A 26750-nucleotide genomic window follows, 5' to 3' on the forward strand; every position below is an offset into this window, starting at 1 on the left:
CTCAGGGGACCCGCGAGGCGATGAACGTCACGGCGAACCAGAGGAGGACGAACAGCGCCAGGTCGAAGAGCGCCGGGTGCCACACCCAGCGGTAGACATGGAGCGCGGCCAGCCCCCGCCGAAGGGGAACGCCGAGCGCCACCGCGACCAGCGCCCAGACGAGGAGCGCGGGGACGAAGACCCCCTGGACGTCCAGCTCGCCCCTCATCGCGCCGCCTCCAGGGGAACAGCCCGGTAGGGCGCCGCGTCCGGAAACAGCGCGCGCCGCAACCCCACGAGCGCGAGCACCCCGTCGCGCTTCTCCGAGGAAGGCGGCGCGTCCGCGACGCGGCCCAACGTCGCGTCCAGCGCCCCGAGCAGCTCCACCGGTGGCGCCGTCACCCGCCCCCGGGAGCGCGCCTGGAAGTGCCCGGAGATGCGCTGGAGGAGCAGCCCCGCGGACTGGTTCGCGGCGGTCCCCACGTGCGGACGGACTCGCTGGAGGTCCACGACGTTCAAGCCCAGCCGCAGGTCCGCCAGCGCATCCGCGGCCTCCAGCGCTTCATCGCGGGACGTGGCCAGCGCCAGCCTCGGGGTGAGCAGGCCCAGCCGGTCCAGCATGCGGCTCGTCCAGCCCAGGCGGTCCGGCACGCCCTCGGCGGAGGCCAGGCCCGCCAGCTCCCGCCACCCGGTGCGCAGGAGCCGGTGCGCGCTCCAGTCCGTGCCCACGGAGCGAAGGAAGCGGGTGGACAGCGCGGCGGCGATGAAGCCCGCGGCCTGCGCCAGCGAGCTGTTGATGAACTCCGCCAGGTCCGCGGTGTAGCGCTCCTGGAGCGACAGCGTCCCCAGGAGGCCCAGCACCGCGATGCTCGCGCGCCCCGCCCACCACGGGTCCGCCATCAACAGCCCCATGCCCAGGAGCGTGGGGGCCAGCACGGCGGCCAGCAGGGGAAACCCGTCGATGCCGGGCAGGATGCCGAACAGGTACACCCCGCCCACGACGAAGGACACCCCCGTGAAGGCCAGCGCGGACAGGATGGCCGGCACCGGATCATCCTGGGTCGCGAAGAGGCAGCTGTAGACGGCCGCCATCATCGCCGCCGCGCTCCCCTCCGGCCACGCGAGCGAAATCCACACGGCGCAGCAGAGCAGCACGGCCGCCGCCGCCGCGATGCCGGACAGCAGCGCCAGCCCCCGGTCGCGGTGCAGGGGACGCTGGACGCGCGCGAGCAACAGCGGCGTCAGGCGCTCCGGCGCGGGCCCGGTGGGGTCGCGGATGAAGGCGCGCAGATCGCGGCAGTCCTGGACGGTGTCCACCAGCTCGCCCAGGCGCACGGCGAGGCTGGTGGTGACGAGCGCGGTCCAGTCCGCCTCCGCGTCCAGCGGCGGCGCGAGCGCGGCGCAGGCCTGGGAGAGCCGCTCGCCTTCGGCGCGAGGGGCATCGGGCCCCGCCTGGATCCACGCGCCCAGCGCGTGAAGGAGCGTGTCCCGCCTGGCGTCAGGCCCCCCGCCCGAGGCCTGGAGGACCGCGAGCCGGTCCTCGATGCTGGAGAGGATGGGCAGCAGCATGGACATGCGCTCATGCAGCGCGCGCACGGCGCCGGCCCGGGGGCGCAGGCCCGCGGTGTCGAACGGCAGGTGCGTCGCCAGCAGGTGCAGCGTGGTGACGTCCTCCGCCAGCCGGTGCCACTCGCGGCGCGTGCGCGCGTCCTTGCGTCCCGCGAGCGCGTCCTGGGCCCACCGGCCCGCGTCCGCGAGGAAGCCATCGATGCGGTCCAGCAGCACCGGCCCCACCGGGCGCGGAAAGAGCACGGTGTGCACGACGGTGGCGCACACGATGCCCAGGCCAATCTCCTCCACCCGCACCAGCGCCGTGTCGAAGAGGACTCCCGGCGAGGCGACGCCGGGAAAGCCGATGATGGCCGCCGTGTAGCCGCCCAGCATGAAGACGTAGCTGCGCGGCGTGCGGTCCAGGAGCGCCAGGTACAGGCAGAAGCCCACCCACAGCGCCATCGCGAGCGACAGCAGCTCCGGCGCGTTCACCAGAGGGGGGACGAGCACGCAGGCCATCACCGCGCCCAGCACCGTGCCCAGCAGCCGGAAGACGGCCTTCGAGCGCAGCGCGCCGGACAGCGGCTGGCTGACGACGTAGACGGTGATCATCGCCCAGTACGGTCTGGGCAGGGAGAAGCGCAGCCCGAGGAACAGCGCGGCCATCGCGGCGACGAAGGTGTTGAGCGAGAACACCCATGCCCTGAGCCGCGGAGTCATCATCTCCGCGGGTCTAGGCCGCGCTCCCCGGCGCTGTCGTCAGCCCCGGGGTCTCACTCCTTCGTGAGGTCGTAGACCTCCTGGATGTTGTGGAGCGTCTGGACGAAGTCCAGCTTCAGGTCCTGGAGGATGCCGTTGCGCAGGTCGAACACCCACGAGTGCACGACGGGGAAGCCGCGCGCCAGGTAGGACTTCTGCACGGCGGCGGTCTTGATGATGTTGATGCTCTGCTCCAGGACGTTGAGCTCCACCAGCCGCTCGTAGCGCTTCGTCTCGTCCGCGATGCCGTCCAGCTCCTGCTTGTGGAACCGGTACACGTCCCGGATGTTGCGCAGCCAGGGGTTGAGGATGCCCAGGTCCTTGGGCTGCATCGCCGCGCGCACCCCGCCGCAGCCGTAGTGGCCGCAGACGATGATGTGCTTCACGTCCAGGTGCCGGACGGCGTAGTTGATGACCGACATCACGTTCAGGTCGACGTTGTTGACCAGGTTGGCGACGTTGCGGTGCACGAACACGTCACCCGGCGGCAGTCCCATGATCTGGTTCGCGGGCACGCGGCTGTCCGAACACCCGATGTAGAGGAAGTCCGGCTGCTGCGACACCGACAGCTTGGTGAAGTAGTCCGGATCCGCGCGGAGCTGCTCCTCCGCCCAGGCCTTGTTGTTCTCGAAGAGCTTGTCGTAGGGGGTCACGGGCGGGACGGTCGCACGGGCGGCCCCCACCGTCGAGCGTTCACTTCTTCCAGTGTTCACGCGCGGCCACGAAGCATCCAGTCCCAGTACAGGCGCGGCAGTCCGTACTTCTTGAGCAGCCACAGGTCGCGGCGCTCCACGAAGGTATTGATGAACGGCAGGCTCGGCGCGGGCTGGCCGTCGTAGTCGAACTCGGCGAGCAGCATCCGCCCATAGCCCGTCACCAGCGGACAGGACGCATAGCCGTCATACCGCGCCGTGGGCTCGCGCCCCTCCATCACGGCCACCAGGTTCTCCACGAGCACCGGCGCCTCCGCCCGGATGGCGGCCCCCGTGCGCGACGTGGGCAGGTCGCTCGCGTCTCCAATGGCGAAGACGTTCGGATGGTCCGGGTGCTGGAGCGTGTGCTTGTGCGCCTTCACCCAGCCCGCGTTCGGGCCGTCCTGATGGGCCAGCGCGCTGCGCTTGATGAAGTCCGGCGCGCTCTGCGGCGGCGTGACGTGCAAGAGGTCGTACCCCACGGTCACCCACTCCCGCTGCCCGTCGCGCGTCACCGCGAAGAGCGCCTCGCGGGAGTGCGCGCGCACCTCCACCAGGTCGTGGCCGAAGTGCGTTTCGATGCCGTAGCGGTTCACGACGCCCTCCAGCACCCGCGCGAAGGGCTGCACCCCGAAGAGCGCCTTGGCCGCCGAGCCGAAGACGACGCGCGACTTCCCGGCGAGCCCGCTGCGGCGCAGGTGATCCGCCACCAGGTACATGATCTTCTGCGGCGCCCCCGCGCACTTCACCGGCGTGGCCGGATGGGTGAACAGCGCCGTGCCGCCCTGGAACGCCCGCACCATCTCCCACGTCTTCGGCGCGAGCCGGAAGTCGTAGTTGCTGGACACGTACGGCGTCTTCAGCGCCTCGCGCAGGCCTCGCACCCGGTCCCAGTCCAGCTGGATGCCCGGAGCGACCACCAGGAAGTCATAGGTCAGGCGCGTGCCACCCCGCGTGAGCACGAGCTGCCGGACGGGGTCCACCTCCTCCGCCCGGTCCTGGATCCACCGCGTCCCCTTCGGGATGTAGTCCGCCTCCGCCCGCACGGTGCTCGCGATGTCCGCGGCGCCCGCCCCCACCAGCGTCCACAGCGGCTGGTAGAAGTGCTGCGCCGAGGGCTCGACCACCGCGACGCCCCGCACGCCCTTGCGCCGCAGCCGCGCCGCGACCGTGAGGCCCGCGGTGCCGCCGCCGATGATCAGCACCCGGTGGTGCTCCGCGGCGGACGACGGCTTGAGGGGGGCGAGAGCGTTCATGTGAGCAGGCCGCGAGCCTGCCCACGCCCCTCTCACCGCGCCAGCTGCCCCGCGATGCGAACAGACGTTGCCCGGTCCACATCCGGTATCGCCAGAGTTCCCCTTCCCGGAGCCGGCGTTCCAGCGGACAATTCACACGAAGGGCGCTGAAGCCTCCTCCGCGCCCGAGACTCCGACATGCTCTTCCGCCAGCTCTTCGACTCCGAGTCCTCGACCTACACGTACCTCGTCGGCGACGAGTCCACGGGCCAGGCCGTCCTCATCGATCCGGTGCTGGAGCAGGTGGACCGGGACCTGCGGCTCGTCGGGGAGCTGGGGCTCGTCCTCACCCACGTCTTCGACACCCACGTGCACGCGGATCACGTCACCGCGTCCGGAACGCTGCGGGAGCGCACGCGGTGCCAGGTGGTGGCTGGAGCCGGTGGCGCCCGGTGCGCCGACCTGCACGTGCGGCATGGAGACACGGTGCACGTGGGACAGTGCGCCTTCCAGGTGCTCGCCACGCCGGGCCACACGGACGACAGCGTGAGCTACCTCCTGGGCGACCGCGTGTTCACCGGGGATGCGCTGATGGTGCGCGGCAACGGCCGCACCGACTTCCAGAACGGGAGCGCGGGCCAGCTCTACGACTCCATCACCCGCGTCCTCTTCCAGCTCCCGGACGCGACGCTCGTCTTTCCCGCGCACGACTACCACGGCCACACGGTGACGAGCATCGGCGAGGAGAAGCGCCACAACCCGCGGGTCGCGGGACGCAGCCGCGAGGAGTTCATCGAGGTGATGAACAACCTCCAGCTGCCCCGCCCCAGGAAGATCGACCTGGCCGTCCCGGCCAACCGCGCCTGTGGACGGATGGAAGCGCCCGCGCCGGAGGCCTGAGCTCAGGCCGGCTTCGCCAGCTCCGCGTCAATGGCCTGGACCAGGCGCGGATCCTCCGCCGTCACGTCCGGCGCGAAGCGGCCCACGACGCGGCCATCCCGGCCGATGAGGAACTTCTCGAAGTTCCACTGCACCTCCGGCTTCGGGTTGGCTTCGATGCCGTAGCCCTTGAGGTTCGCGCGCATGGACCCCTCGCCCGTGGCCTCCGGGATGGCGCCGGTCAGCGCGTGGTAGAGCGGGTGCTTGTCCTGCCCCACCACGGAGATCTTCGCGTACAGCGGGAAGGTCACGTCGTACTTCAAGGTGCAGAACTGCTGGATCTCCGCCTCGCTGCCCGGCTCCTGGCCCAGGAAGTTGTTCGCGGGGAAGCCCAGCACCTCCAGGCCCTGGCCCTGCCGGCTCGCGTAGAGCTTCTGCAGGCCTTCGTACTGGGGCGTCAGGCCGCACTTGGAGGCGACGTTCACCACCAGCAGGACCTTGCCCTTGTGCTGCCCCAGCGTCCGGGGAGCGCCGTCGATGCCGGTGAGGGGGATGTCGTAGAGGTTCTGGCTCATGTGCTGGCTCGGTCTCCGTTTGAGGGGGCGGCCACTCTAGCCCAGGCCTGTCCAGGCAAAGTGCCATCCCCGGTGTGGTGATTTGCGGCGGTCGTGGCGCGGCGCAAGGCACCGGCCCCTGGAGGGAACGGCTGGCCCGGGCTTTGCGTTGTGTGGACTCCCCCGCACTCCCCATGCACCGGCTCCTCGTCCCCCTCGTCCTCCTGCTCGTCGCCCTGGCCAGCGTGGCGGGCGGAGCCGTGTGGTTCATCCAGCGCGACCGGCAGGCGCTCGTGGAACAGTTCGGACGCGACCGGCAGGCCCAGTTGGAGGAGGCCGCCAGCGGCGTCGCCCGGTCGCTGGAGGACCTGGGGGACAACCTGCGCTTCGCGAGCGAGCTGCTCGCCCAGCCCGGCTCCGCGGGAGACCATCACAACGAATTGCGCGCCCTGCTGGAGGCCGTGGGCCAGTACCGGGCCATCGCCGTGATGGGCCCGGACGGCGAGGAACGGCTCTTCCTGGTCGACCACAAGTCGCGCCACCTGCCGAGGGACGCCGTCCATCCCCCGGCGCTCGCGGACACCGCGCGGCAGGCGCTCACGGCCCCGGTGGGGCACGTCATCCCCTCGCACCCCATCGAAGGCGCCGCGTCCTCCGGCTGGATGCGCGTCTTCGCCATGCGCATCGACTCCGACACGCCCGGGAGCGGAGGCGCCATCGCCATCCTCGTGGACACCGAGCCCCTCTTCGCGCCGCTGCGCATGGTGACGGTGGAGGAGAGCACGCGCCTGCTGCTGCTGGGCGCCCACGGAACGCCCGCGCCCATGAGCGACCCGGCGCTCGCGTCCTGGCACCGGCGGCTGGAGGAACCCGAGGGCAAGCACGTGCCGGGCCTGCGCACCCTGGTGGCGCGGATGCGCGCGGGCGCGGCGGGGACGCTGCGGCTCAACGAGGCGGAGGCCACGCGCCTGGGCCTGGGGGCCGCGGACGCGGTGGCCACGTTCCGGCCCCTGCGCATGCGGGGCGAGGCCTCCTGGTCCGTGGCGACGCTCTCCTCCACCAGCGCCCTGCGCGCCCACGAGCGCACCCTGGTGCTGCGCCTGTCGCTGGCGGCGCTGCTCGTGGCGCTGTTCCTGGTCGCGTTCGGGACGCACGTGGTGCTCGCCAACCGCCGGGCGGTCGCGCTCCAGGAGAGCCTGCGCCACGCCGCGAGGTTCGCGCACCTGCACGAGAAGACGCAGAAGATCCTCGACCACATCCCCACCGGCATCCTGGCGCTCGACCGCGAGGGCCGCATCAGCGCCGTGAACCAGGCCCTGCGCGCGCGCCTGCCGGCCACCGTCGTGGGGAGCACCCTCCCGGAGGCCTTCCCCACCGCGCCCACGGCCGCGGTGCAGCGGCTGGCGGCGCTGGTGCTGGCCGCGAAGGACAAGGGAGTGGTGCGCAGCCTGCACGGCGAACCGCTCAGCCTCTTCAACGAGAAGGACCAGTTCAACGTCCACGCCGTCCCGCTGGAGCACGGCGACGGAGAGGCGAGCACGCTGCTGGTGCTGGAGGACCTGAGCAACGTGCGCATGCTGGAGGACCAGCTCCTGCGCGCGGAGAAGCTGGCCACGGTGGGCGTGCTCGCCGCGGGCGTGGCCCATGAAATCGGCACGCCGCTGGGCATCATCCGGGGCCACGCCGAATACATGCTCCAGAAGGTGGGCGGCGTGGAGCACCCGCAGGGCCGGGGCCTCAACGCCATCGTCACGCAGATCGACCGCGTGAGCCGCATCATCCGCCAGCTGCTGGACCTCTCCCGCCTCCAGCCCGCGCGGGCCGGCGTCGTGCCGCTCGCGCCCGTCGTGCGGGGCCTCCAGGAGCTGCTCGACGTGGAGGCCGAGCGCCGCCACGTCCACTTCGAGCTGGACGTGCCCGAGCGGCTGCCCAGCCTGGCGGCGGACGCGGATCAGCTCCAGCAGGTGCTCCTCAACCTCGCCCTCAACGCCTGTGACGCGTGCAGCGCCGGAGGCCACGTGCGGCTGAGCGCCACGGCGTGCATGGCGGGGGACACGCCCGCGGTGGAGATCCGCATCCAGGACGATGGCCGGGGCATCGCGCCGGAGCACCTGCACCAGGTGTTCGACCCCTTCTTCACCACCAAGAAGCGGGGCCAGGGCACGGGCCTGGGGCTGAGCGTGGTGGCGCAGATCGTCCGCAACCACGGTGGCCAGGTGGGGGTCGAAAGCGAGCCCGGCCGGGGCACCGTCTTCACGTTGCGGTGGCCGGTGGCCGCCGCTTCCGGCTGGGAGGAACGGCATGCCGTCTAGCGCGCGCATCCTCGTGGTGGATGACCACGAGGAGATGGGACAGATGTTGAAGGAGCCCCTCACGGACGCGGGCTACCGCGTGGACCTGTCCACGGGCGGCGCGGACGCCATCGCCCAGCTGAGGGCCCGCGTCTACGACGTCGTCCTGTGCGACCTGCGCATGGAGGAGGTGGACGGGCTGGACGTGCTCGCGGCGGCGCGCCGGCACGACCCGGAGCTGCCGGTGCTCCTGATGACCGCCTTCGGCGCGGTGGAGAGCGCCGTGGAGGCGATGAAGCGCGGCGCCTACCACTACCTCACCAAGCCCTTCCGCCTGGACGAGGTGCTGCTCCACGTGGGGCGCGCGCTGGAGTCCCGGCGCCTGCGGACCGAGCACCGCGACTTGAAGCGCCAGGTGGCCCAGCGCGGCGGCCTGGGCTCGCTGCTGGGCCACAGCGCGCCCATGCGCACGCTCTACGAGCTCATCGACCGCGTGGCGGCCTCGGAGGCGCCGGTGCTCATCCGGGGCGAGAGCGGCAGCGGCAAGGAGCTGGTCGCCCGGGCGCTGCACTCCGAAGGGCCCCGGAGCCAGGCGCCCTTCGTGGCGGTCAACTGCACCGCCCTGCCCCACGCCCTGCTGGAGAGCGAGCTGTTCGGCCACCTCAAGGGCGCCTTCAGCGGCGCCACCACCACGCGCCGGGGCCTCTTCGTGGAGGCGGACGGAGGCACGCTCTTCCTCGACGAAATCGGGGACATGCCCCCGGAGCTCCAGGCGAAGCTGCTGCGCGTCCTCCAGGACGGCGAGGTGCGCGCCGTGGGCGCGGATGGCTCGCGCCGCGTGGACGTGCGCATCCTGGCCGCCACGCATCAGGACCTGGACGCACGGGTGAAGGAGGGCCGCTTCCGCGCGGACCTCTTCTACCGGCTCAACGTCGTCTCACTCCGGGTGCCGCCGCTGCGCGAGCGCACGGAGGACATCCCGAAGCTCGCGGAGCACTTCGTGGCGCAGGCCCGCGCCCGCAACCCGCGCTCCGCCGTCACCGCGCTGGCCCCGGAGGTCGTGGCCACGCTCTCGCGCATGCCCTGGGCCGGCAACGTGCGCGAGCTGGAGAATCTGGTGGAGCGCTTGGTCGTCCTGGGCGCGCAGCCCACCGTGGACCTGGCCCAGCTGCGCCTGCACACCACGGACGCCGCGCCGGAGGTCCACCCGCTGGCTGCGGCCCACGGACAGGTGGTGCCGCTGAGACAGCTGGAGGGTGAATACATCGCGTGGGTGGTCGCCCGCTGTGGAGGCAACAAGACGCGCGCGGCGGAGCTGTTGGGGATTGATGTCTCCACCATCCACCGCAGGGAGAAGACGGACAGCGGCGTTTCGCAACGCTAGGACGACGCGCTTTGCGAGTCATCGCGCCACCCCGCGCGAGACTCCAGACGCAAGGGACCTCGGCACAGCCCTTGCTCATGTCTCAGGGCATGAACCGAACCCACCTGGTCCTCCTGCTGTCTGTGATTGGCCTCACCGGTTGCGCGAGGCGCGCGGCCAACACCCGCACCGACGATGCGGTGACCCACTCGCCGGCCCCCACCGCCAGCGACCGTGGCAACGCGGTCAAGCCCGCGCCGGACGACACGGAGCAGGCGCTCGCGGCGCTCAACGCCGCGCCCATCTACTTCCCGCTCGACTCCTCCCTGCTCCCGTCCGAGGCCACCGACGAGCTGTCGCGCATCGCCCAGGCCCTGCGTCAGCGCAGCCTCGCGAAGGTGACGGTGGCGGGCCACACCTGCGAGCTGGGCACGACGGAATACAACATCGCGCTGGGCCAGCGCCGCGCCGCCAGCGTGCGCGCCTATCTGGTGAACCTGGGCGTCGATCCCCATCGCATCTCCGTCATCTCCTACGGCGAGGAGCGCCCCGCGGACGCGAACGCCCCGGAGAAGAACCGCCGCGCGGAGTTCTCCTTCCGCCTGGCCGAACAGGCCCGCGCCGGCGAGCTGTAGACCCTCTCTCCCTCCCTCACCGAGTCCCCACGCACATGAGCCCCAGCGAAAACGCCCCCCTCCCGCCGTCTCCCCTCCGTTCCCTGCGCTGGCCCCTGGGCATCGCCGCCGCCGTGGCGCTCCTGGGTGGATCGAGCTACCTCCTGCTGCGCACGCCGGAGCCGCCTCCCGCCCCCACGCCGGCCATCGCGGAGCCCACGCCTCCGGCGCCGCCCGCGCCCCCGGCGGTGCAGCTCTCCGGCACCGACGCTCGCGTCAGGGAGCTGTTGAAGGGGCTCTCCGGTGACGCGGACTACGCGCGCTGGCTGGCCTCCGAGGACCTGGCCCGCCGCTTCGCCGCGTCCGTGAATCTGGTCGCCGAAGGCCAGAGCCCGCGCATGCCGCTGTCCTTCATGGCCCCCACCGGGACCTTCCGGGTGACAAAGCGGCACGGCCACACGGTGGCGTCGCCGGAAAGCCATACCCGCTACGACGCCGTGGCCCGCGTCATCACCTCCCTGGACGCGAAGAAGGCGGGACAGGTGTATCAGGAGCTCAAGCCGCTGCTGGACGCCGCCCACGCGGAGCTGGCCCCGCCGGGCCGGAGCCTGGACGCGACCCTGTCGCAAGCCATCGGGCGTCTCACCCGCGTCTCCATCCCCAAGACGCCTCCGGAGCTCACGCCGAAGGGCGCGCTCTACGTCTACGCGGATCCGAACCTGGAGGCGCTGGGCGCGGCGGAGAAGCACCTGCTGCGCATGGGCCCGGAGAACATGCGCAAGGTGCAGGCGAAGCTCACCGAACTGGCGGCCGGCCTGGGCCTGCCGTCGCAGGAGCAGGCCCGCAGGCCGTAGCACCCACGGTCGCCCGCCCAGGTCGGCACGGCAGGCGACAGGCCTTCGCGCAAGCCCGGTGGCTTCACCGACTGGCGGGAGGCACCTCCATGGCCCAGCTTTGGGATGGCCATGGATGTCCCCGCCTCGCTGCTCGACTTCTCGCTGGTCCAGGAAACCTCGCTCGACCGGCGGCACCGCTTCCCCCGTCTCGACCGGGTCTCGCGGCCCGTGCGCATCGTCTTCCTGATGCTGGTGAGCTGGCTGCCGCTCCTCGCCCTGTCGCTCCTGGAGGGTGGGCCGGTGGCACACGCCTTCCTGCGCAACGTGGCGACCCATGTCGAGTTCCTGGTGTCCCTACCGCTGCTCGTCGCGGCGGATGGATACATCGACATGCGCCTCGCGGCGGCCGTGCGCCATTTCGTCATCTCGGAGCTGATTGATGCGCGGCACCTGCCCCGCTACGAGGCCATTGCTCGCGACACGATGCGGGGGCGGCGAAGCGGCCTCATCGAGGCCGGGTTGCTGGTCATCTCCTTCGCCCCGTCCTTCGTGCACCTGCCCTACCTGCCGAACCGTCCGTCCTGGCTCCATGTGGAGCCCGGGGGCCCTCTCACCCTGGCCGGGTGGTGGTACCTCGCGGTGAGCATGCCGATCATCCGGTTCCTGCTCCTGCGCTGGCTGTGGCGGGCAATCCTGTGGGCGACGTTCCTGTTCAAGGTCTCCAGGCTGCCGCTCGCCCTCGTGCCCACCCACCCGGACGCGGCGGGCGGCCTGAGCTTCCTCGGGACCATCCAGGCCAGCTTCTCCCTCATCGTCCTCGCGGTGTCCTGCACGTTGACCGCACAGCGCCTGTCGCGCGCTCCCAGCACGAACTTCAGCGACTACGCCCTCCACCTGTTCGCCTTCGCGCTCCTCTGCCTCGCCGTCATCTTCGCCCCGCTGCTGCCCTTCTTTCGTCAGCTGCTGAGGGCGAAGCGAACGGGGGACCATGAGTTCTCGGCCGTGGCGGCCTGGCACTCGCAACACTTCGAGCAGCGGTGGTTCCAGCGCGAGCTGCCGAAGGGGCTGGACCCGCTGACCGCGGAGGACTTCTCCTCCCTCACGGACCTGGGCACGTCCTTCAAGGCCGCACGCGCCATGCGCTGGTTTCCGGTGGACATCCGCGCGGCGCTGGCCGTCGTCGCCGCCGCCATGGCGCCCATGGTGCCCCTGCTCCTCGCGGACCGGCGCTTCATCGAGGTGCTACTGGAGCTCGGCAAGAGCGTGCTCTGATCCGGCACCCCCACGATGCACGGTCCTCAGAGCAGGATGTCGGTGCCCACCGAAATGGTCGGCCCCGTCTGTCCAGCGGTGTAGAAGCCGAAGTTGGAACCGGTGGGGCTGCGCTGGACGTAGATGAAGTGCAGGTTCAACCGCCAGCTGCGCGCGGCCATGGGAAACACGCTGACGCCACCCGACAGCTCCCAGGGCTTGCGGTCGAAGTCGTCGAACACCAGCGAGCCTGTGGAGTACACGCCCACGTACTTCGGGACGACCATGTACATGGCCTGGGCGAAGAAGCCGTGGTCGAGGAGGGCGTCCTGCGGCAGCGGCCCGGTGGCCAGGAAGTCCGACAACCGGCGGAAGAAGTACTCCCCCTGGAACGTGAAGCCCCGGTACTTCGCCCCGGCGTCGAACGCCAGCACCTGGTAGTTGAGCTTCTGGACCGTCACCCCGTCCGCGAGCGCGCCCTCCTCGAAGGCCAGCAGCCCATCGGAGAGGCGGATCTGCGTCTCGTTGGGAGGCGAGCCCAACTGGTTCGCCCGGTCCTCCCGCGCATGCGCGGCGGAGATTCCGAAGCGCGTCGCCACCTTCGGGTGCTCCTCGAAGTCGGCCAACCCGCCGCGGAGGCCGAACTCGCCGGTGGTGGGCATCCACGAGACGGAAGCGCTGTAGGCCAGGTCGCGCGAGTCATTGGAAGCGGTGATGCCCAGCTGGCTCAGGTTCGTGTTCACGGAGACCGTGTAGAAGAACCGCGAGAGGGGCTCGCCCTTCAGCCACACCGCGGAGGAGAACCCGCCGCGAAAGAACTCCTCGCCCATCTGCCGGTCGCTGGACGCCCAGAACGGATGGGAGCCCTGCATCGAACGCGCGGTGAGCGTGGGTCCGATGCCGGCGCCCAGCGTGAGGGCCTTGTTGAACTTGAACTGCAGGTTGCCGAAGGCCAGCGTCTGCTGCGTGGTGGGCAGCGACCAGACCGTCACCGTGTAGTTCAGGCGCGGGTGCAGCGCGAAGCCCGAGAACCAGACCATCGTGCGGTGCCAGTTGATGTCGTTGCGGGTCTTGACCTCGCGCTCGCGTCCCAGATGGTCGACGAAGGTCTGCTCCCCCGGGAGTTGATTCACATAGCGCACCAGCCCATAGAGGCTGATGTTCAGGCTGCCCCAGTCGGTCTTCAGCAGTTGAAAGCCCCGGGCCGGAGTGAACTCGCCAGCGACGGTGTTCTCCGCGGGCTCCAGGTCCTGGTCATCCGCGGGGGTGGACTGCGGCGGTGGGTTGACGGGGGCTTCATCCTGGGCCCTGGCGCGCAGGGGGATGAGCGCCAGCCCGCAAGCGATCAGCGCCAACAGGGTCGCGAGGCAGCGTCGACGGAAGTGCGGAGACATGGGCGCTCAGGGGGCGGCGGAGGGGGTTCGTTGGGAGCGCTCCCACGCGCGGACCTTCAACCGGGCCGCGTCGAAGAGCCGCGCGAAGTTGCCCTGGAGCAGCTTCGTGCGGGCCTCCGGCGACAGCAGCTCCAGCATGGGCGCGTACTGCGCATAGATGCGCAGGTACTTGGACTGGCTCTGGGGAGAGACCTCGTCGGTGCCGAAGAGGAAGCGGTCCGGATGCCGGTTGATGGTCTCCGCCACCCGCCGGGCGGTCTCCGGAGTGGCCACCACGTACTTCGCGAGCTCGGTCCAGGAGATGTCCATGGACACGTGGCGGAGCGCCGGGTCCGCCAGGATCTCCTCTATCAACGCCAGGTGATGTTCCACCGGACGCACCACCCGGCCGACCCCGACGTGCGCCCAGACGAGGGTCGTCTTCGGATGCCGCTTGAACAGCGCCTTGAGCTGCTCCAGGTGGACCGGCGTCGCTCCCTCCTCCGCGAAGGGCGCATCCAGGTCGTTGTGCAGGAGCACCACCAGCCCCACCTCACCGGCGAAGTCCAGGATGCGATCCAGGGCCGGGTCGGTGAGGCTGGCCACCTCACCCGCGACCTTCGAGGAGACGAACTCCTTGTGGATGGTGAACTCGCCAATGCCGCTGAACACGCCGGGGTACACCGTGAGCACCCGCCGGATGTGATCCACCGCGTACATGTCCGTCGGGTTGAAGCCGGTGATCATCGGCTCGAAGCGCGCGCGCTGTTCCTTCGGCAGGGACAGGTACGCGTTCGCGATGAACGCATCCGTGAAGGAGTAGTAGTAGAGCGGCGCATCCGTCTGCAGGTAGTAGGTGGGCGCGGCGTCCCCCGACACGCGGTAGGACCACTGCTGTTGCAGGGGGATGCCGAACAGCGTGGCCCGGCCGACCTTGTCCCCCATCAGGCCCAGCAGGTGGCGGATGTCGCAGCCCTCCTGGATGTAGTTGGTCAGGTGCACATGGGAGTCATTGAAGAGGAAGGGCCGCTTGGGGGGCTGAGCCACGGCGTCCGCCGCCAGGAGCAGGCCGAGCGCGAACCACGGACACCACGGCGTCATCGGTCTGGGCGGTCGAGCCATCGCCGGCCTCCGGGCAGGGAGCCGCACGCTAGGCATGCCCATCCCTTCAGGGTGAGCCGCCCCCGGGTGCATGAGCGATGTCTGCCGGGCGGAGGGGCCGACTCCATCCCGGCCCTCCCTGCGGTAGGCGTCACTGCTCCTTCTTGAACGTGTGGTCGAACGAGTACTTCATCGAGAACTGCAGCCGGTAGTCATCGTAGGTATAGCCGCCGCGGAAGTTGCGGCGCTGTCCCCACGAGAACTCAGGGCCGAAGTAGAAGTCCTCGGTGGGATGGACCAGCACGTTCGCCAGGGCGTAATTGCCAGCGCTGAACGCGGTGTCGCCCTGGCCATTCGAGTTCACGACGTTGACCCACGAATGCCCGATCGTGCTGGTGAACAACTCGCTCCAGGTCAGGTCCAGGAAGGCGACCGTGCTCACCATCTCCAGGCCCACGCCCTCGGCCGGCTTCGCGGCGCCGGCCGGGTTCAGCCTGACGGCGACGTCCGCTCCGGCGTCGTTCATGTAGTTCTCGATGGCCTTGCCATAGACGACCTGGAGCCGGAGCAAGGCCTTCTTCCAGGGGAACTTCAGGTTCGAGCTCAACGCGACGCCCGCCCCCACGGTGTCCCCGGAAAGGTCGATGGCGTCGTCGTTCAGGTCATCCCAGCGGAGGTAGCGCACGATGCCCGCCAGCTGCACATGGCCGAAGCCGCCGGTGTACCGGTAGTGGGCCGTGACGTCCGGCGCGGGGAAGCGCGAGGTGACGTTCTCCAGCTCGATGCGCTGGGAGTAGTTGTCGACGTCCGCCGAGCCGGCCGGACTTTCGAGCGAGAGGTGGACTTCATGCCTGGGCCCCTGGAGCGGGCGCCAGCGGATCTGGGCATTGCGGAAGAACACCATGCCGCTGGGTCCCCAGTACTCGATGGAGTTGGGGAAGACGTCCGGGTCCATGAACCCGCTCCACGTCTGGCCCGCGCCGAACTGGCCGAGCTCGCCGAAAGCGTGTCTCAACCGAAACGTCGTCTGGCCCGCCTCTTCGCCGACGCCGAACAACTCCGCCTCCAGGTGGACCTTGAGGCCGCCCAGCCGGGTGGGCACGAAGCTCTTGATGCCGAGCCGGCTCTGCCGGACGCCGAAGAACACGCGGCCCTCGCCGCCGAACTCACCGTCGAACGCGGGCAGCTTCGTGGGCCGCAGGACGTCAAACCAATTCGGGTCGATGGTCCCGAAGTTGTAGCCCGAGTCGGTCATCGCGAAGCCGTAGACCTCCAGCTGCGGCCCGGTGGGCTTCTCCTCTTCCTGAGCCAGGGCCGGGAGCGCGCAAAGGCAAGACGCCCACACCCCGCCCACCACCCACCGCCTCATCCGCATGAGAGCCCCCGTCCCCGGAGGCTCGAACCTGGAAGCAGGCGCATGCCCCATCAACCGTGCGCCCGTGCAGCGGGAATGGAGCCGCGCTCACACCCGGGTCGTACGGAGGGGCGTCAGCGGGCCACCTTGCGCGAAGGGGACTCCTCCCGGACGATCAGCAGCCCATCCATGACCGTGGCCCAGGGAGCCTTCATCCACGAGGTATAGGTCAGGGGACGGGCCACCCTGGGCCCAAGCTCCCGAAGCGCGTGCCCATCCAGATAGCGGGTGTCCGCGGTGTGGTTCACGAACGCCTGGCCCTCCAGCGAATCGGGCGGCGCGGGCGCAAGGTCGAACGTGTTGGGACTGGTTCCGATGGAATAGCGCCCGGAGCTCGCGGAGAACCCCAGCACGAAGGACTGTTCCCCGAAGCGCTCACGGACGTCGCGGGACCCATCTGGCTGCGCCTGCGCCCGGGCTCGCGCGGAGGCCTCCCGGGTGAAGTGCCGCACCAGATTGCGAGCCATCTGCAGTTGCTCCGGGGTCGCGGGTGCTCCGGGTTTGGAGAACGCCGACTCCCACGATGTCGACCCGGGCGGAGAGCTCACGGGTCATCTCCTTCGTCGCCCAGGTGCCCCCGTTGATCTGATCATCGATTCCACCGACCACGAGGCTCCCCGCCCGGAGCCCCCCGGCCAGGAACGGAATCAGGGGTGCCATCTCCGGGCTGGACCACATGCCGCCAATGGCAGTCGCGAGCATGTCGTCGCTGACAGGCTGGCCCGCCTTCAGCAGCGCCTGGATGCGGAGGAAGTCGTAGCTGGCTGTCTCGATGAAGAAGGCGTCGTACCCGCACTCCTCCACCAGCCTGCGGGTCAACTCCGCCTTGAAGGCCACGGTCCTGGCACTGCCGTGGTGGGATTCCTCTCCCAGCAGCGCCATCTGCTTGCCGCAGAGTTCCTGGACGATCCGGTCCGCGTCGGAGAGCCGGGGGGCCTCGGTACGGGGTGACGAGGCACAGCCCGACAGCAAGGGGATCAGGAGCAGCAGGTATCGCATTCGCAGCCCTTCCATGCGCCGGCCATCATGACCCGGATGGCCGGCGGTTGGAGTGGCTTTACAGCAGGCACTTCAGGGTCGAGGGATCGCACTCGAGCCCGGAGTTGCAATACTTCAACTCGCAACACGGCTGCTTCCAGGCACCGCAGCCCGGCTTGTTCTGGGCGGAGACGTCATCCGAGACCGCATCCGTCGTGGGCGCCTGGACGTCGGCGGAGACGCCTTCCATCTGCTCGGCGTCCGCCGTGTCCGTTCCACCGCATGCCAGCGCCAGGGACAGGCCCATCACGACGAAAGCACTCTTCACGACACGCGTCAGCATCGGGAGCTCCTCTCGGTGAGTACCGCGCCTGTCTGAATATCGAAAACAAGCATGCGCGTGCAATCCAATGCCTTGCACGCGAACCATCCCGTTGCAAAGGGATTGAAGCCCAGGTGTAGAGCTTCACGGCGCGCTCGCTTCCGCGAGCGCGGCCTCGTCACCGTTCAGCGAAGGCCTTCTCGGTGACGTAGTGGCCGGCCTCTCCGGGGGTGCCCTCCCGGAAGCCGCGCTCCTCCAGCATGGTCGTGAGGTCCGAGAGCATGCCGGGGCTGCCGCAGAGCATCACCCGGTCGGTCTCCGGGTTCAGCACCGGCAGGCCCACATCCTTGAAGAGCTTCTCGCTGCGGATGAGGTCGGTGATGCGGCCCGTGTTGCGGAAGTCTTCGCGCGTGACGCTCGGGTAGTACGTGAGCTTCTGCTTCACCAGCTCCCCAAAGAACTCGTTGTGGGGCAGCTCGTGGAGGAAGAGGTCGTGGTAGGCCAGCTCCTCGGCGCGGCGGCAGGTGTGGGTGAGGATGACGCGGTCGAACTGCTCGTACATCTCCGGGTCCTTCACCAGGCTGAGGAAGGGGGCCAGGCCCGTGCCGGTGCTCAGCATGTAGAGGTTCTTGCCGGGCAGCAGGTGCTTGAGGACGAGCGTGCCGGTCGCCTTCTTGCTGACGAGGATGCTGTCGCCCTCTTTGAGGTGCTGCAGGCGGGAGGTCAGGGGCCCGCCGGGCACCTTGATGCTCAGGAACTCGAGGTGGTCTTCATAGTGCGCGCTCACCATGCTGTAGGCGCGCAGCAGCGGGCGGGCCTCGACCTCCAGGCCGATCATCGTGAACTGGCCGCTGGCGAAGCGGAAACCCGGGTCCCGCGTGGTGACGAAGCTGAAGAGGGTGTCAGTCCAGTGGTGCACGCGCAGCACGGACTCCTTCATGAGACTGCTCACGGTTGTTGCTCCAGAAGAGGGCCGGCGGCGTTCTAGACCACCCGAACGCGCCAGTTAACGGGCGATGTTGTGCGACAGATTCCCCCCTCCGTACCAGAGGAAGAAGCCCGGCGGGCAGCCTTGCGCTTATCGACGGCTTCAGCTCTCCAGGGGGACGCCGGCCGGTGCCCCCCTCCCCCCTCGTTCAGCGCTACGCGCCTGCCCTCCCCCCTATCAGGGCAGGCGCGTAGCAGTCATTGCGTGTCGTTATTGAGCAACCCGAAGCTATGCGACACGGCCACGCCCACCAGCGCATCCCGCAGGCTGGAGGCCTCCCCCGTCCAGTTGACGGAAGCGCCGAGCACCGTGTCCTTGTCCAAGGCGAAGCTGGCTTGGGGGCCAAACTTCACGCTTGACGGGTTCTCCGCGCAGCCCTGGAGGCATTGGAGCAGCTTCGCGCCCGCGGACACCTCCAACCGCTGCTTCAGGAAGGCGGCTCCGGGCCTCCAGGCCAGGCCCACACTGCCTCCCGCCTGCCAGGCTCGCTCCACGCGAAGGCCACCGTCCTCCTGCGGAAGTTCCCGCACCTGCGACTCCATGTCCGCGTTGATGATGAGCGACGTACCGCCCCAGAGCTTCTGATCGTAGGCCACGTTCGCGGCCAGCCGCTCCAGCCGCTGGGAGCGGAACCCGTAGCCCATGCTGGCCCCCATGCTCAGCCCGGGACGGATGCGGGCAACCTCCGCGTCCTCGGTGGCGGTGCGTTTCTCCAGGCACAGCGCATGCCTCTTCTCGTCTTTTCGATTCCGCTCCTCTTCCTTTTCCTGCGCCGTCTTCTTCTCGTCCTCCTCCTTCTCCTGCGCCGTCTTCTTCTTCTCTTCCTCCTCCGCCTTCTTCCGCTCGGCTGCGTCACACGCTTCCAGGGCCTTCACGGAGGCATCCGTGAGCCGCTGCATGTCCGCGGGGGAGAAGGTGCGGACGTCGCGAAAGGGCGCGGCCCACTTGAGGGAGAAGGATCCGATGCCGTCATTGATGCTGTAGGCGCCCGCCAGCTGCAGGCTCGTCAGCGCCGGCGTGCCCGGAGCCCACAGCGCGCCAGGAGAGAAGCCGACCGACAGCACCGACCCCTCGCTGTTTGCTTCACTGGAGAACTTGAACGACTCCCCCACCGTCGGTCGGCTGAAGAGAGCCGTCGAGGAGGAAGCCATCCACGGGTCCACCGTGGGCTGACTGTCGCGCTTGGTGGCGGAATCGGTGGCCTTGACCACGTCGACCTTTGGAGAACCGGCCTCCGCCGGGTTGTCTCGATTGACCGCGGAACCCGCGGCGTCGACAGCGGATGGCTGAGGGGGACTGTCGTCCGCGCTGGCACTCGCGGTCATCAGGACCACGAGCGTGATGCCCCCTCGGCAGAACCCCTGGGAGCGGATGCGAGTGCTCACGACTGCTTCCCTCCGAAGCGCACTCTGCAGCTGAAGCTGTCGTCGTTCGGCTTGCCGGGGTCATTGTCGCGGCCCTGCTCCAGCAACTTGCGCTGGCCGCTCACGTCCAACCAGAGCTGGTACTTCCAGCCTCCGCTGAAGAAGCGCATGAGCGCCACCAGCTCGTTCTCCGTCCCGGCGGGCTTCAGCATTGATGCGGGAATGGGAACGAAGAGCCGCCCACCGGTGAAGATGCCCTTCCCGGCGGGAACGGGCACATCATTGCAATACAAGTAAAGGCTCAGCTCGGCATTCTCCGGGAACCACGCGAAGGCAATCTCAGCATGTGGCGGCGTCGCCGCCACCACGTTCGACGGCACATGCTCCGCAAGATGCACATCCAGCGTTCGAAGGCTGTGCAACAACTCTCCGGCGGGCGCGTCCACGACCAGCGCGTGCTGGAGCTGACCGCGCAATGACTCGTACTGAGGCAGCAGTGAGACATTCTTTGATGGCATGTTTCCCCCTGGGCGGCGCCGGGACTGGCGCTGCGTCCGTCATCCAGAAGACAGCAACCGTCGTGCCGTCCGCTCCACGCGCCGCCCCCTGAGGAGGAACAGGGTGAAAGACACCTTCCACCCTGTGTCCCCTGGTCGGCATCAGCCAGGGCCCTGGTCGGAAAGGACCAGCGGAAAGCAAAGAACAACCGTTCTGCTCACGCGGCCTTTATCTGGCTCTCGGGCTTTTCCCCGGTGCCCACCGGGGACGCGCCACGGTCCTTGTTGTCCGGTCTGCTCGCCGAGCGGACCATGCTCAGGCGGTTGAGCAGGTCGAACCAGAACGGTGCACCGAGTGACACCGCCAGCGCGGTCACCATCAGCCCCAGCAGCTTCAGCATCCACGCAGTCAGCCACCCTGGCAGCGTCGCCTGCGTCGGCAGGGACAGGAGCTGTGGAGACGACAGCCCCGAGACCTCCGGCCCGGCTCCCCAGCCGAACGGCAATCCCAGATCCGTGGCCTTCTGGAGCGCTTCCCGCAGCGAGGGAGCCTTTCCAGCTCCCTGCCCCTCCGAAGAGGGAGGTGCTTGGCCTGTTTCACCTTGATTGGCGGCCGACCCCGCCACGGACGCCTTGACATGCTCCTCCGCGATGGAAACCACGGACGCACGCCATGCCCCATCCCTCGCCAGCAGATTGGCCAGGCGCAAGGTGTCCGCGTTGAACCCGGCGGCGATCACGAAGCCGAGACCGAAGATGATCCATTGGGTCCGGCGCTTGTACCAGCCGGACACCCGCTCCATGGAGGCATCGAACCAGTCTTCGATGTACTGCTTGAATCGCGCGGGTTCGCCTCCGGAGGCCTTCAAGAGCGGTCGCAGTGCCTTCTGCAAGCTGCCTTCGACCTTGTCGAGCCCCTTCGGGTCCAGCGAAGCCGTCGTGGACATGCCCAGCACATCGACCAGCACGAGCGCGAAGGTGTGGGCTGGAATGTAAGAAGGCTTTGCTTCGTCTTCACGCATCAACCCCTGGATGAGCGGATGCGCATACACACGGTTCAGGGTCGCCTCGTCCCTCACGAGGCGATGGATGCCCGCCTCCAGGTCGGTCGCGCGTTTGCGAAGGACGGACTCCAGCAGCTCGGTCGCGGCCGAGCAGACAAGGCTCAGCTCCAGGTAGATGAAAGCCAGACCCACCATCACGTCAATGATTGTCGAATGAAGCATCGGGCACCTCCGGGGCCAGGTGCCCCTTCAGCAACCCTGATGCCGTCCAGCTCACACGAGTCTCCGCATGGCTGGAGATGGCCGGTGGACATCCTCGACCAGGAGGCATGGACACAATGGACGGAAGCGTCCGGAGCGCGGGCTATTCGGCCTCGGGCGGCTCGTCCTTGCGCTCCAAGCGGCGCTCCACTGCCTTGCGGCCGATGCCGAGCAGCCGCGCCGCGCCGCTCTTGTTGCCGCCAGCGAGCGCCATGGCCTCGTTGAGCAGGGTGGACTCGATGGCCTCGAGCTTGTTCGCCACGGGCAACTGCAGGATGGCGCGTGCCATGGCCATGAGCCCGTCCTCCGCGGGAACCGGGCCCTGCGTGGGTTCCATGTAGGCAGCCACTGTTTCCGCGCCAATGAGCTCCTCGTCACAGAAGACGGCGAGGCGATCGATGAAATTGCGAAGCTGCCGGACGTTGCCTGGCCAGGAGCGCCGGGACAGAGACTCCAGTGCCTCCTGGGAGAAGCGCAACGGACGCGACTGCTGTCGGCAGAAATGGGCCACCAGCGCGGGGATGTCCTGGGTCCGCTCGTCCAGCGAGGGAACGCGCACGTTGAGGACATTGAGCCGGTGGAAGAGGTCCTCGCGGAAGCGGTTCTGACGCACACGTTCCTCCAGCTTCGCGTGTGTGGCGGCCACGACCCGTCCCTGGAATTGCTCCTCGGTGGTCGAGCCCACCCGCCGGAAACGCCCCGTCTCCAGCACGCGCAGCAGCTTCGCCTGAAGGGACAGCGGCAATTCGGCCAGCTCGTCCAGGAAGAGCGTGCCCCGGCGCACCGCGGTGAGGTAGCCGTCCTGTCTCCGGTCCGCGCCCGTGAATGCGCCCCGCTCGTGGCCAAAGAGCTGGGACTCCATCAGCAACTCCGGGATGGCACCACAGTTGAGGTCCAGGAGCGGATCCGCGGAATGAGGCCCCAGTGCGTGGATGGCGCGCACCACCACCTCCTTGCCCGCCCCCGTGGGCCCGGTGACGAGCACCGGCCGATCCGAGAGAACGACGCGCTGGATGGTGGTGCGCAGGCGGCCGATGACCTCGGAGGTGCCCACCAGCCCCTGGATGCCTGTCTCCGGGGTGAGGCGCGCCCGGAGGCGCAGCACCTCGTGCTCCAACCGGCGCCGACTTCCGAGCCCCTGGATGATGGGGAGGACCAACTCCTCGCATAGTTCGTCCTTGAGGATGTAGTCGTACGCCCCCGCGCGCATGGCCGCGCGAATCTCCTCCATTTCGCTGGAGGCCGTGACGACGACGGGAAGAGCGGTGGACTTCTCGCGGATCTCCGCCACCAGCACCAGCCCGTCCCGATTGCGTGCGTCCGCGTCCAGCCGCACGTCGATGAGCCCGATGTCGATGTCGGTGGTTGTCAGCACCCTCCGCGCCTCTTCGAGCGAGGACGCCTCATGCAGCACCAGTCCCTCCTGCGTGGACAGGATGCTGGCGAGGATGCGACGCGCACTGCGCTGGTCGTCAACGATGAGGATGTTCATGGGCCGGTCGGGTTCGTACTCCTGGGGTCCAAGACACCGCAAGCGATGTGCCACTGTCACATCACCCCCTCGCACGTGGCCACGGTTTCCTACACACGGAGCGGTGGACGGAAACGACCACCCGGCACGTGACGCTGGTCGGAAACGGACAGCCTCACGACGCCCTTCAGCGACGTCTCGCGCGTGACGCGGCGGGCCAACCCCTCTCACATCCTTAGAGGCCCACCATGCTCCCCGTGAGACAGGGCGTTGGTTCAATCCTTGCCATGGGAAGGCCCCGAGCACTGCCAAGGGAGGGGACTCGCCATGACGGATGAGAAAAACAGGCTGAAAGGCACCAAGAAGACACACAAGGGGTCGCCGCAAGGGCTCGCGGCGCACGAGGGAGCAAAGAATCTGCGCGCGCCTCAGGCCCCCGCCGACTGGGTGTCGAGAGCGAGGACCAAGCTCCTGGAGGCCGTGCAGAAGCGCGCGCTCGAAGCGCCACCTCCGAAGCCCAGCAGCAACCTTTCGGAGGAGATGGATCGCCGCGACACTGTGCGCCGGGTGCTGAAAGCGATCTTCTCCGACACGACCCCGGCCAACGCCGTGCGCTTCCGGCGGGCCCTGGAGACTTCTCCAGAAGAGACCGCAGCCGTCCTCACCTCGTTCAATGTCGAGAATGGCCAGAACCTGGGAGAACTCAAATTCAACTCGGACCAGAACCAGGGGCTGAATGAAATCCTGCTCTTCCGCAAGTTCGCGCCCATCGCCCCTGTCGAAAAGGACGGCGTCACCGTCAAGCGGCAGGTCCTCCACTTCTGGACGGAGTTGCTGTCAAAGCAGACCGCGCAGGTGGAGGATCTGCATCTGCGTGTGAGTGACTACGCTGCGGACCGGAACGACGCCAGCAAGTGCGAGCGGGTGCTCGAGACCCTGCGACAGTACGCGCCCGAGGGCGCCTGGAATCGGGAGCATGTGGACGCGCTCGCGGAGATCAACACGGAGAGCATCCAGTTCAAGAGCCTCGCCTGGCTGCACTTCCCCGGTGTCATCTGGTGAATCGACCATGAACGCCCAGGGAATGGATGCCACCTACCAGCGCCTGACCCAACACCTCCCAGCGCCCCTCCGCCAGTACGGAGGAACCCTCCCCTATCGGCTCGGACTCACGCGATGGAAGGACGGCTGCTGGGAGGACTTCTGGGTGCTCGACATCAACCGGGATCTGCCCGGCTACGTGGCGGAGGATCCGGACCGGCCGGGACACCTGCTCGTTCCGAGGGAGGCGCTCGCTCACTACCGCGCGGCGCACCACTGCGCCGCGATCCATGGACTCATCGCCGACCGGCTGGTGGATCGGCAGGTCGCACCGGACGTGGGCATGTTGGTGTACCGCGGGGTCTTCCTGCGCTCGTGGGAGCACGAGCTCACGGCGGCACTCGACAACCGGCGGCTTGCGCGTCAGGCGTTGGCGCAAGCCCTGGTCTCGCTGCGCAGGGGCACCGCGCTGGAGTTGAAGACGATGGCGCTGCGGCGGATGGACGTGGCCACCTACGCCGTGCAGACGCGCGAGAAATTGCGGTGGGGCGGCACCGCGGCGGTATGCCTTCTGCGGCACGCAGGACAGCCCGAACGCGCCGCCCTGCTCGAGCGCAGCTACGACCGGTTCTGCTTCGCGCTGCAGTGTCTGGACGATGCCCTGGACTGCGAGGAGGACGAGCGGACGCGGGGCACCAGCATCCCGGCGGTGCTGGGGTTGCCGGAGGGTGCGCTGGTTCGAGCGCTGCCCTTCCTCATGGAGTCAGCGATCACCCTGGCGGAGCAGGCCCGCCTGGTACGGCTGTCCACCTGGATGCGGGGATTCGCCCAGTTGGTGGGGGGAATCCAACCGGACGGCGTCCCCGCCCATAACGAGGAAGCGGGCCGTTGGCTCGCCTCCATCGCGGAGGAGGTCCTATGACGGCCCGACACATTGGATATGCACGCAAGCTCGTCATGGATGAGATGCGCATCCCGCCGGGACTCCTGGAGAAGTACGGGGACAAGGTCCTGGTCGTCTGGCGTGGCTCCCCGCTTGAAGGCAAAGAGCCGGCGGCCACTCTGGGTTCGCTGACGCTCTACGTCCTGGAGCGTCACGAGGTGCCGGATGCCGACAATGCCTCGCTGGTGTCCGCCGAGCCGGTGTTGTGCGCCCGGCGAGGCCGGCAGTCGCAACTCCTGGCCCGCGCTGGTGTAGACGTGCGCGTCGGCATTGATGACGAGGTCTGCACGTCCGACTTCCTTCTGCAGCAACAGGGTAAGTTGAAGGCGATGGGCGCTCCCCGGGACCTCCTCCTGGAGGAGACGAAGGTCCCTCCCAAGCCCCCCCCGGCCGTCTTGCAGCACGAGCCGGAGCTGTTCGTCTCCGCGCTGGAACTCATCGGGCTGTCCCAGGTGCGTGCGCTCCAGAAGGGCATGCCCGGGAAGGTACGCGTGGCCATCCTCGATGAATCCTTCGCGGGCATCCCGCCCGACCAGGGTTACCCGGCACCTGACTTCCACGGGCTGGAGCGGCCTCCCCCACCGCGAATCACGCTCTCCCCCGCCATGGAACACCACGGGACGCGGATGGCAGTGGCCCTCCAGGAGGCCCTGGGCGAAGGCGTGGAACTGGGCCTGTACCGCATGGTCCCGCATGAGGCGGACGTCCACAGCTCATGGATCGCCCCCGCGGACGTGGCTCTTACGCTGGCCCATGCCATCCAGGATTGGAAGGCTGACGTCGTGCTCATTCCCATGGGGGATGGGCTCTGGGGCACGCCGCGCTACCTCCATGCGGTGCTTCGCGAGGCCCGGCGCGTCGGCCGCGACGGCAAGGGTGTCCCCATCATCTGCGCCACAGGGGACACTTCCTGGAACCACGACCAAGGGGACGCCATGTCCCATGTAGGCCCCATGTCCTATGCCATGGGCGCGGACGAGTTGCATGCGCAGCCTTGGGTCATGGCCGTCACCGCCACGGATACCGCAGGGCGGTGGTACAGGCGCTTCGACGGAACATGGACCGGTCCCATCGGCAGGTTCGGGCCCTCGGTGACGCTCAGTGCCCCGGGAGAGTTGTACCGGCTCGGCATGCTGCAGGAACGGCTCGCGGATGATACGAGCATCGCTTCAGCGCTCGTCGCGGGGGTGGCTGCGGTGGTGCTGCGCCAGGCGCCATGGCTCGACGCGGACGAGGTCCGCGCACTTCTCCAGTGGACGGCGGACCTCCCACCTGTCGTGGACGGAGGGCCGGGCCCCGCGTCCGAGGGCTTCAACGAGTGGGATCGGCTGGGCCACAACCTGAAGCTGGGCGCCGGGCGCGTCAACGCGCTGGCCGCCGCGCTGGCTGCCACGGACCCGGTCTGCGCCGCCCTGCTGCTCACCCGCCCCCGCCCCGGCCCCATTCCGACCCGGGGCGTGGCCGAATCCGACCCTGCGATGCTGCGCGCGCTCGCGTGGCTCGGATGGACAGAGGAGAAGCACGCCGACTTCCCAACCCCATGGCAAGTGGTGCTGGACGCCTATCTCCAGGTGCGCGGCTCACTGGCTCGCCTCGTGCTCCACTCCTGGCGGTGGAGGGAGGCCATCATGTGGCTGGCCCGGCACCTGATGGCCTTGTGGACGACGGATGGAGATCTGCTGGACAGAGAAGGCTTGCGAGATCATGGAGCCCTCCTGTGGCGCACACACTACATGCTGGACGCGTTGCGCGCGGAGTTGGAGTCTCCGGCCTTCCAGCGAGAGGCCAAGGAACTCCTCCCGTGGGTGAGCATGATGGAGACGGCACTGCGCGAGGTATCTGGTGGCCAGCTCCAGCGGTTCCTGTTCGCCTTCAACAAGGGGGCGTTCGAACTTCGGTGGATGCCCTCCTTTCCCCGAGGCAACGACCTGGTGGCGCCGCAGACCCACGACACCCCCAAAGAGAGGCTGGGGTAGCCTGAAGCAATGC

At 68.9% G+C, this 26750-nt stretch carries 25 protein-coding genes; 9 read left to right on the plus strand and 16 right to left on the minus strand.

What is annotated here, in order from left to right; all coding sequences use genetic code 11:
* Position 1: 1 nt before the first annotated feature.
* The 4 genes from JYJ93_RS25000 to JYJ93_RS25015 are packed head-to-tail and all read right to left on the minus strand — an operon-like array spanning position 2 to position 4237.
* Positions 2-208, minus strand: a complete 207-nt coding sequence (locus tag JYJ93_RS25000) for a DUF1656 domain-containing protein (protein ID WP_206795343.1) — start codon at positions 206-208, stop codon at positions 2-4.
* Positions 205-2253, minus strand: a complete 2049-nt coding sequence (locus tag JYJ93_RS25005) for an FUSC family protein (RefSeq protein WP_206795344.1) — start codon at positions 2251-2253, stop codon at positions 205-207. Before JYJ93_RS25005 ends, JYJ93_RS25000 begins: the two co-directional genes overlap by 4 nt.
* Positions 2254-2303: 50 nt before the next feature.
* Entirely contained in the window at positions 2304-3002 is a 699-nt protein-coding gene (locus JYJ93_RS25010; RefSeq protein WP_269012398.1) for a carbonic anhydrase, read from the minus strand.
* Positions 2999-4237, minus strand: coding sequence for an FAD/NAD(P)-binding oxidoreductase (locus tag JYJ93_RS25015; protein ID WP_206795346.1), 1239 nt, complete (start codon positions 4235-4237; stop codon positions 2999-3001). Before JYJ93_RS25015 ends, JYJ93_RS25010 begins: the two co-directional genes overlap by 4 nt.
* A 177-nt stretch (positions 4238-4414) precedes the next feature.
* On the opposite strand from JYJ93_RS25015, the gene JYJ93_RS25020 reads away from it, so the two are divergent.
* A complete protein-coding gene (locus tag JYJ93_RS25020; RefSeq protein WP_206795348.1) occupies positions 4415-5116 on the plus strand; it encodes an MBL fold metallo-hydrolase in 702 nt (233 codons plus the stop codon).
* Positions 5117-5118: 2 nt separating this feature from the next.
* On the opposite strand, the gene JYJ93_RS25025 is transcribed toward JYJ93_RS25020, so the two are convergent.
* Entirely contained in the window at positions 5119-5670 is a 552-nt protein-coding gene (locus JYJ93_RS25025) for a glutathione peroxidase (RefSeq protein WP_206795351.1), read from the minus strand.
* Positions 5671-5843: 173 nt separating this feature from the next.
* Here JYJ93_RS25025 and JYJ93_RS25030 point away from each other — a divergent pair, with 173 nt between their 5' ends.
* The 5 genes from JYJ93_RS25030 (at position 5844) to JYJ93_RS25050 (ending at position 12025) form a co-directional block, all read left to right on the plus strand.
* Entirely contained in the window at positions 5844-7961 is a 2118-nt protein-coding gene (locus tag JYJ93_RS25030; protein ID WP_206795352.1) for an ATP-binding protein, read from the plus strand.
* Positions 7951-9324: a sigma-54 dependent transcriptional regulator gene (locus JYJ93_RS25035; protein ID WP_206795354.1), complete on the plus strand. Its 1374-nt coding sequence runs from the start codon at positions 7951-7953 to the stop codon at positions 9322-9324. The genes JYJ93_RS25030 and JYJ93_RS25035 overlap by 11 nt, the downstream gene beginning before the upstream one ends.
* Before the next feature lie 89 nt (positions 9325-9413).
* Positions 9414-9938 (plus strand): OmpA family protein, encoded by a 525-nt coding sequence (locus JYJ93_RS25040; protein WP_206795356.1) that lies wholly within the window; start codon positions 9414-9416, stop codon positions 9936-9938.
* A 35-nt stretch (positions 9939-9973) separates the two neighbouring features.
* Positions 9974-10771, plus strand: coding sequence for a DUF3014 domain-containing protein (locus tag JYJ93_RS40675; protein WP_206795358.1), 798 nt, complete (start codon positions 9974-9976; stop codon positions 10769-10771).
* A 111-nt stretch (positions 10772-10882) separates the two neighbouring features.
* Positions 10883-12025, plus strand: a complete 1143-nt coding sequence (locus JYJ93_RS25050) for a hypothetical protein (protein WP_206795360.1) — start codon at positions 10883-10885, stop codon at positions 12023-12025.
* Between the two features lie 26 nt (positions 12026-12051).
* Here JYJ93_RS25050 and JYJ93_RS25055 read toward each other — a convergent pair whose 3' ends face one another.
* The 11 genes from JYJ93_RS25055 to JYJ93_RS25105 form a co-directional block, all read right to left on the minus strand.
* Positions 12052-13398: a hypothetical protein gene (locus tag JYJ93_RS25055; RefSeq protein WP_206795362.1), complete on the minus strand. Its 1347-nt coding sequence runs from the start codon at positions 13396-13398 to the stop codon at positions 12052-12054.
* A gap of 6 nt (positions 13399-13404) precedes the next feature.
* Positions 13405-14499 (minus strand): amidohydrolase family protein, encoded by a 1095-nt coding sequence (locus JYJ93_RS25060; protein WP_206795363.1) that lies wholly within the window; start codon positions 14497-14499, stop codon positions 13405-13407.
* Between the two features lie 130 nt (positions 14500-14629).
* Positions 14630-15853 carry a DcaP family trimeric outer membrane transporter gene (locus tag JYJ93_RS25065; protein WP_206795365.1) on the minus strand — a complete coding sequence of 408 codons (1224 nt, stop codon included), beginning with the start codon at positions 15851-15853 and terminating at the stop codon, positions 14630-14632.
* Positions 15854-15966: 113 nt separating this feature from the next.
* Entirely contained in the window at positions 15967-16245 is a 279-nt protein-coding gene (locus JYJ93_RS25070) for a hypothetical protein (protein ID WP_206795367.1), read from the minus strand.
* A gap of 22 nt (positions 16246-16267) precedes the next feature.
* Positions 16268-16891 (minus strand): hypothetical protein, encoded by a 624-nt coding sequence (locus JYJ93_RS25075; protein WP_206795368.1) that lies wholly within the window; start codon positions 16889-16891, stop codon positions 16268-16270.
* Positions 16892-16949: 58 nt separating this feature from the next.
* Entirely contained in the window at positions 16950-17213 is a 264-nt protein-coding gene (locus tag JYJ93_RS25080; RefSeq protein ID WP_206795370.1) for a hypothetical protein, read from the minus strand.
* A gap of 157 nt (positions 17214-17370) precedes the next feature.
* On the minus strand, positions 17371-18132 hold the full coding sequence (locus tag JYJ93_RS25085; protein WP_242544661.1) for a ferredoxin--NADP reductase: 762 nt from the start codon (positions 18130-18132) through the stop codon (positions 17371-17373).
* A 245-nt stretch (positions 18133-18377) separates the two neighbouring features.
* Complete coding sequence (locus JYJ93_RS25090; protein ID WP_206795374.1) at positions 18378-19565, minus strand: hypothetical protein; 1188 nt, start codon at positions 19563-19565, stop codon at positions 18378-18380.
* A complete protein-coding gene (locus JYJ93_RS25095; protein WP_206795376.1) occupies positions 19562-20062 on the minus strand; it encodes a hypothetical protein in 501 nt (166 codons plus the stop codon). Before JYJ93_RS25095 ends, JYJ93_RS25090 begins: the two co-directional genes overlap by 4 nt.
* 197 nt (positions 20063-20259) lie before the next feature.
* Positions 20260-21267, minus strand: a complete 1008-nt coding sequence (locus JYJ93_RS25100) for a hypothetical protein (protein WP_206795378.1) — start codon at positions 21265-21267, stop codon at positions 20260-20262.
* A gap of 142 nt (positions 21268-21409) precedes the next feature.
* Entirely contained in the window at positions 21410-22798 is a 1389-nt protein-coding gene (locus JYJ93_RS25105; protein ID WP_206795379.1) for a sigma-54 dependent transcriptional regulator, read from the minus strand.
* A 306-nt stretch (positions 22799-23104) separates the two neighbouring features.
* Between JYJ93_RS25105 and JYJ93_RS25110 the strand changes: the two genes are divergently transcribed.
* The 3 genes from JYJ93_RS25110 to JYJ93_RS25120 are packed head-to-tail and all read left to right on the plus strand — an operon-like array spanning position 23105 to position 26737.
* Positions 23105-23839 (plus strand): hypothetical protein, encoded by a 735-nt coding sequence (locus JYJ93_RS25110; protein ID WP_206795381.1) that lies wholly within the window; start codon positions 23105-23107, stop codon positions 23837-23839.
* A 7-nt stretch (positions 23840-23846) separates the two neighbouring features.
* Positions 23847-24740 carry a hypothetical protein gene (locus JYJ93_RS25115; RefSeq protein WP_206795383.1) on the plus strand — a complete coding sequence of 298 codons (894 nt, stop codon included), beginning with the start codon at positions 23847-23849 and terminating at the stop codon, positions 24738-24740.
* Complete coding sequence (locus tag JYJ93_RS25120; RefSeq protein WP_206795385.1) at positions 24737-26737, plus strand: S8/S53 family peptidase; 2001 nt, start codon at positions 24737-24739, stop codon at positions 26735-26737. The genes JYJ93_RS25115 and JYJ93_RS25120 overlap by 4 nt, the downstream gene beginning before the upstream one ends.
* Positions 26738-26750 lie beyond the last annotated feature (13 nt).

It is taken from the genome of Corallococcus sp. NCSPR001, from assembly GCF_017309135.1.
Classification (GTDB): domain Bacteria; phylum Myxococcota; class Myxococcia; order Myxococcales; family Myxococcaceae; genus Corallococcus.

What these genes read in the sequence shown, in the direction of transcription:
- JYJ93_RS25000 (WP_206795343.1), bottom strand. Translation starts at nt 208, where the DNA reads ATGAGGGGCGAGCTGGACGTCCAGGGGGTCTTCGTCCCCGCGCTCCTC.
- JYJ93_RS25005 (WP_206795344.1), bottom strand. Translation starts at nt 2,253, where the DNA reads ATGATGACTCCGCGGCTCAGGGCATGGGTGTTCTCGCTCAACACCTTC.
- JYJ93_RS25015 (WP_206795346.1), bottom strand. Translation starts at nt 4,237, where the DNA reads ATGAACGCTCTCGCCCCCCTCAAGCCGTCGTCCGCCGCGGAGCACCAC.
- JYJ93_RS25020 (WP_206795348.1), top strand. Translation starts at nt 4,415, where the DNA reads ATGCTCTTCCGCCAGCTCTTCGACTCCGAGTCCTCGACCTACACGTAC.
- JYJ93_RS25025 (WP_206795351.1), bottom strand. Translation starts at nt 5,670, where the DNA reads ATGAGCCAGAACCTCTACGACATCCCCCTCACCGGCATCGACGGCGCT.
- JYJ93_RS25030 (WP_206795352.1), top strand. Translation starts at nt 5,844, where the DNA reads ATGCACCGGCTCCTCGTCCCCCTCGTCCTCCTGCTCGTCGCCCTGGCC.
- JYJ93_RS25035 (WP_206795354.1), top strand. Translation starts at nt 7,951, where the DNA reads ATGCCGTCTAGCGCGCGCATCCTCGTGGTGGATGACCACGAGGAGATG.
- JYJ93_RS25040 (WP_206795356.1), top strand. Translation starts at nt 9,414, where the DNA reads ATGAACCGAACCCACCTGGTCCTCCTGCTGTCTGTGATTGGCCTCACC.
- JYJ93_RS40675 (WP_206795358.1), top strand. Translation starts at nt 9,974, where the DNA reads ATGAGCCCCAGCGAAAACGCCCCCCTCCCGCCGTCTCCCCTCCGTTCC.
- JYJ93_RS25050 (WP_206795360.1), top strand. Translation starts at nt 10,883, where the DNA reads ATGGATGTCCCCGCCTCGCTGCTCGACTTCTCGCTGGTCCAGGAAACC.
- JYJ93_RS25055 (WP_206795362.1), bottom strand. Translation starts at nt 13,398, where the DNA reads ATGTCTCCGCACTTCCGTCGACGCTGCCTCGCGACCCTGTTGGCGCTG.
- JYJ93_RS25060 (WP_206795363.1), bottom strand. Translation starts at nt 14,499, where the DNA reads ATGGCTCGACCGCCCAGACCGATGACGCCGTGGTGTCCGTGGTTCGCG.
- JYJ93_RS25065 (WP_206795365.1), bottom strand. Translation starts at nt 15,853, where the DNA reads ATGCGGATGAGGCGGTGGGTGGTGGGCGGGGTGTGGGCGTCTTGCCTT.
- JYJ93_RS25075 (WP_206795368.1), bottom strand. Translation starts at nt 16,891, where the DNA reads ATGCGATACCTGCTGCTCCTGATCCCCTTGCTGTCGGGCTGTGCCTCG.
- JYJ93_RS25080 (WP_206795370.1), bottom strand. Translation starts at nt 17,213, where the DNA reads ATGCTGACGCGTGTCGTGAAGAGTGCTTTCGTCGTGATGGGCCTGTCC.
- JYJ93_RS25085 (WP_242544661.1), bottom strand. Translation starts at nt 18,132, where the DNA reads ATGAAGGAGTCCGTGCTGCGCGTGCACCACTGGACTGACACCCTCTTC.
- JYJ93_RS25095 (WP_206795376.1), bottom strand. Translation starts at nt 20,062, where the DNA reads ATGCCATCAAAGAATGTCTCACTGCTGCCTCAGTACGAGTCATTGCGC.
- JYJ93_RS25100 (WP_206795378.1), bottom strand. Translation starts at nt 21,267, where the DNA reads ATGCTTCATTCGACAATCATTGACGTGATGGTGGGTCTGGCTTTCATC.
- JYJ93_RS25105 (WP_206795379.1), bottom strand. Translation starts at nt 22,798, where the DNA reads ATGAACATCCTCATCGTTGACGACCAGCGCAGTGCGCGTCGCATCCTC.
- JYJ93_RS25110 (WP_206795381.1), top strand. Translation starts at nt 23,105, where the DNA reads ATGACGGATGAGAAAAACAGGCTGAAAGGCACCAAGAAGACACACAAG.
- JYJ93_RS25115 (WP_206795383.1), top strand. Translation starts at nt 23,847, where the DNA reads ATGAACGCCCAGGGAATGGATGCCACCTACCAGCGCCTGACCCAACAC.
- JYJ93_RS25120 (WP_206795385.1), top strand. Translation starts at nt 24,737, where the DNA reads ATGACGGCCCGACACATTGGATATGCACGCAAGCTCGTCATGGATGAG.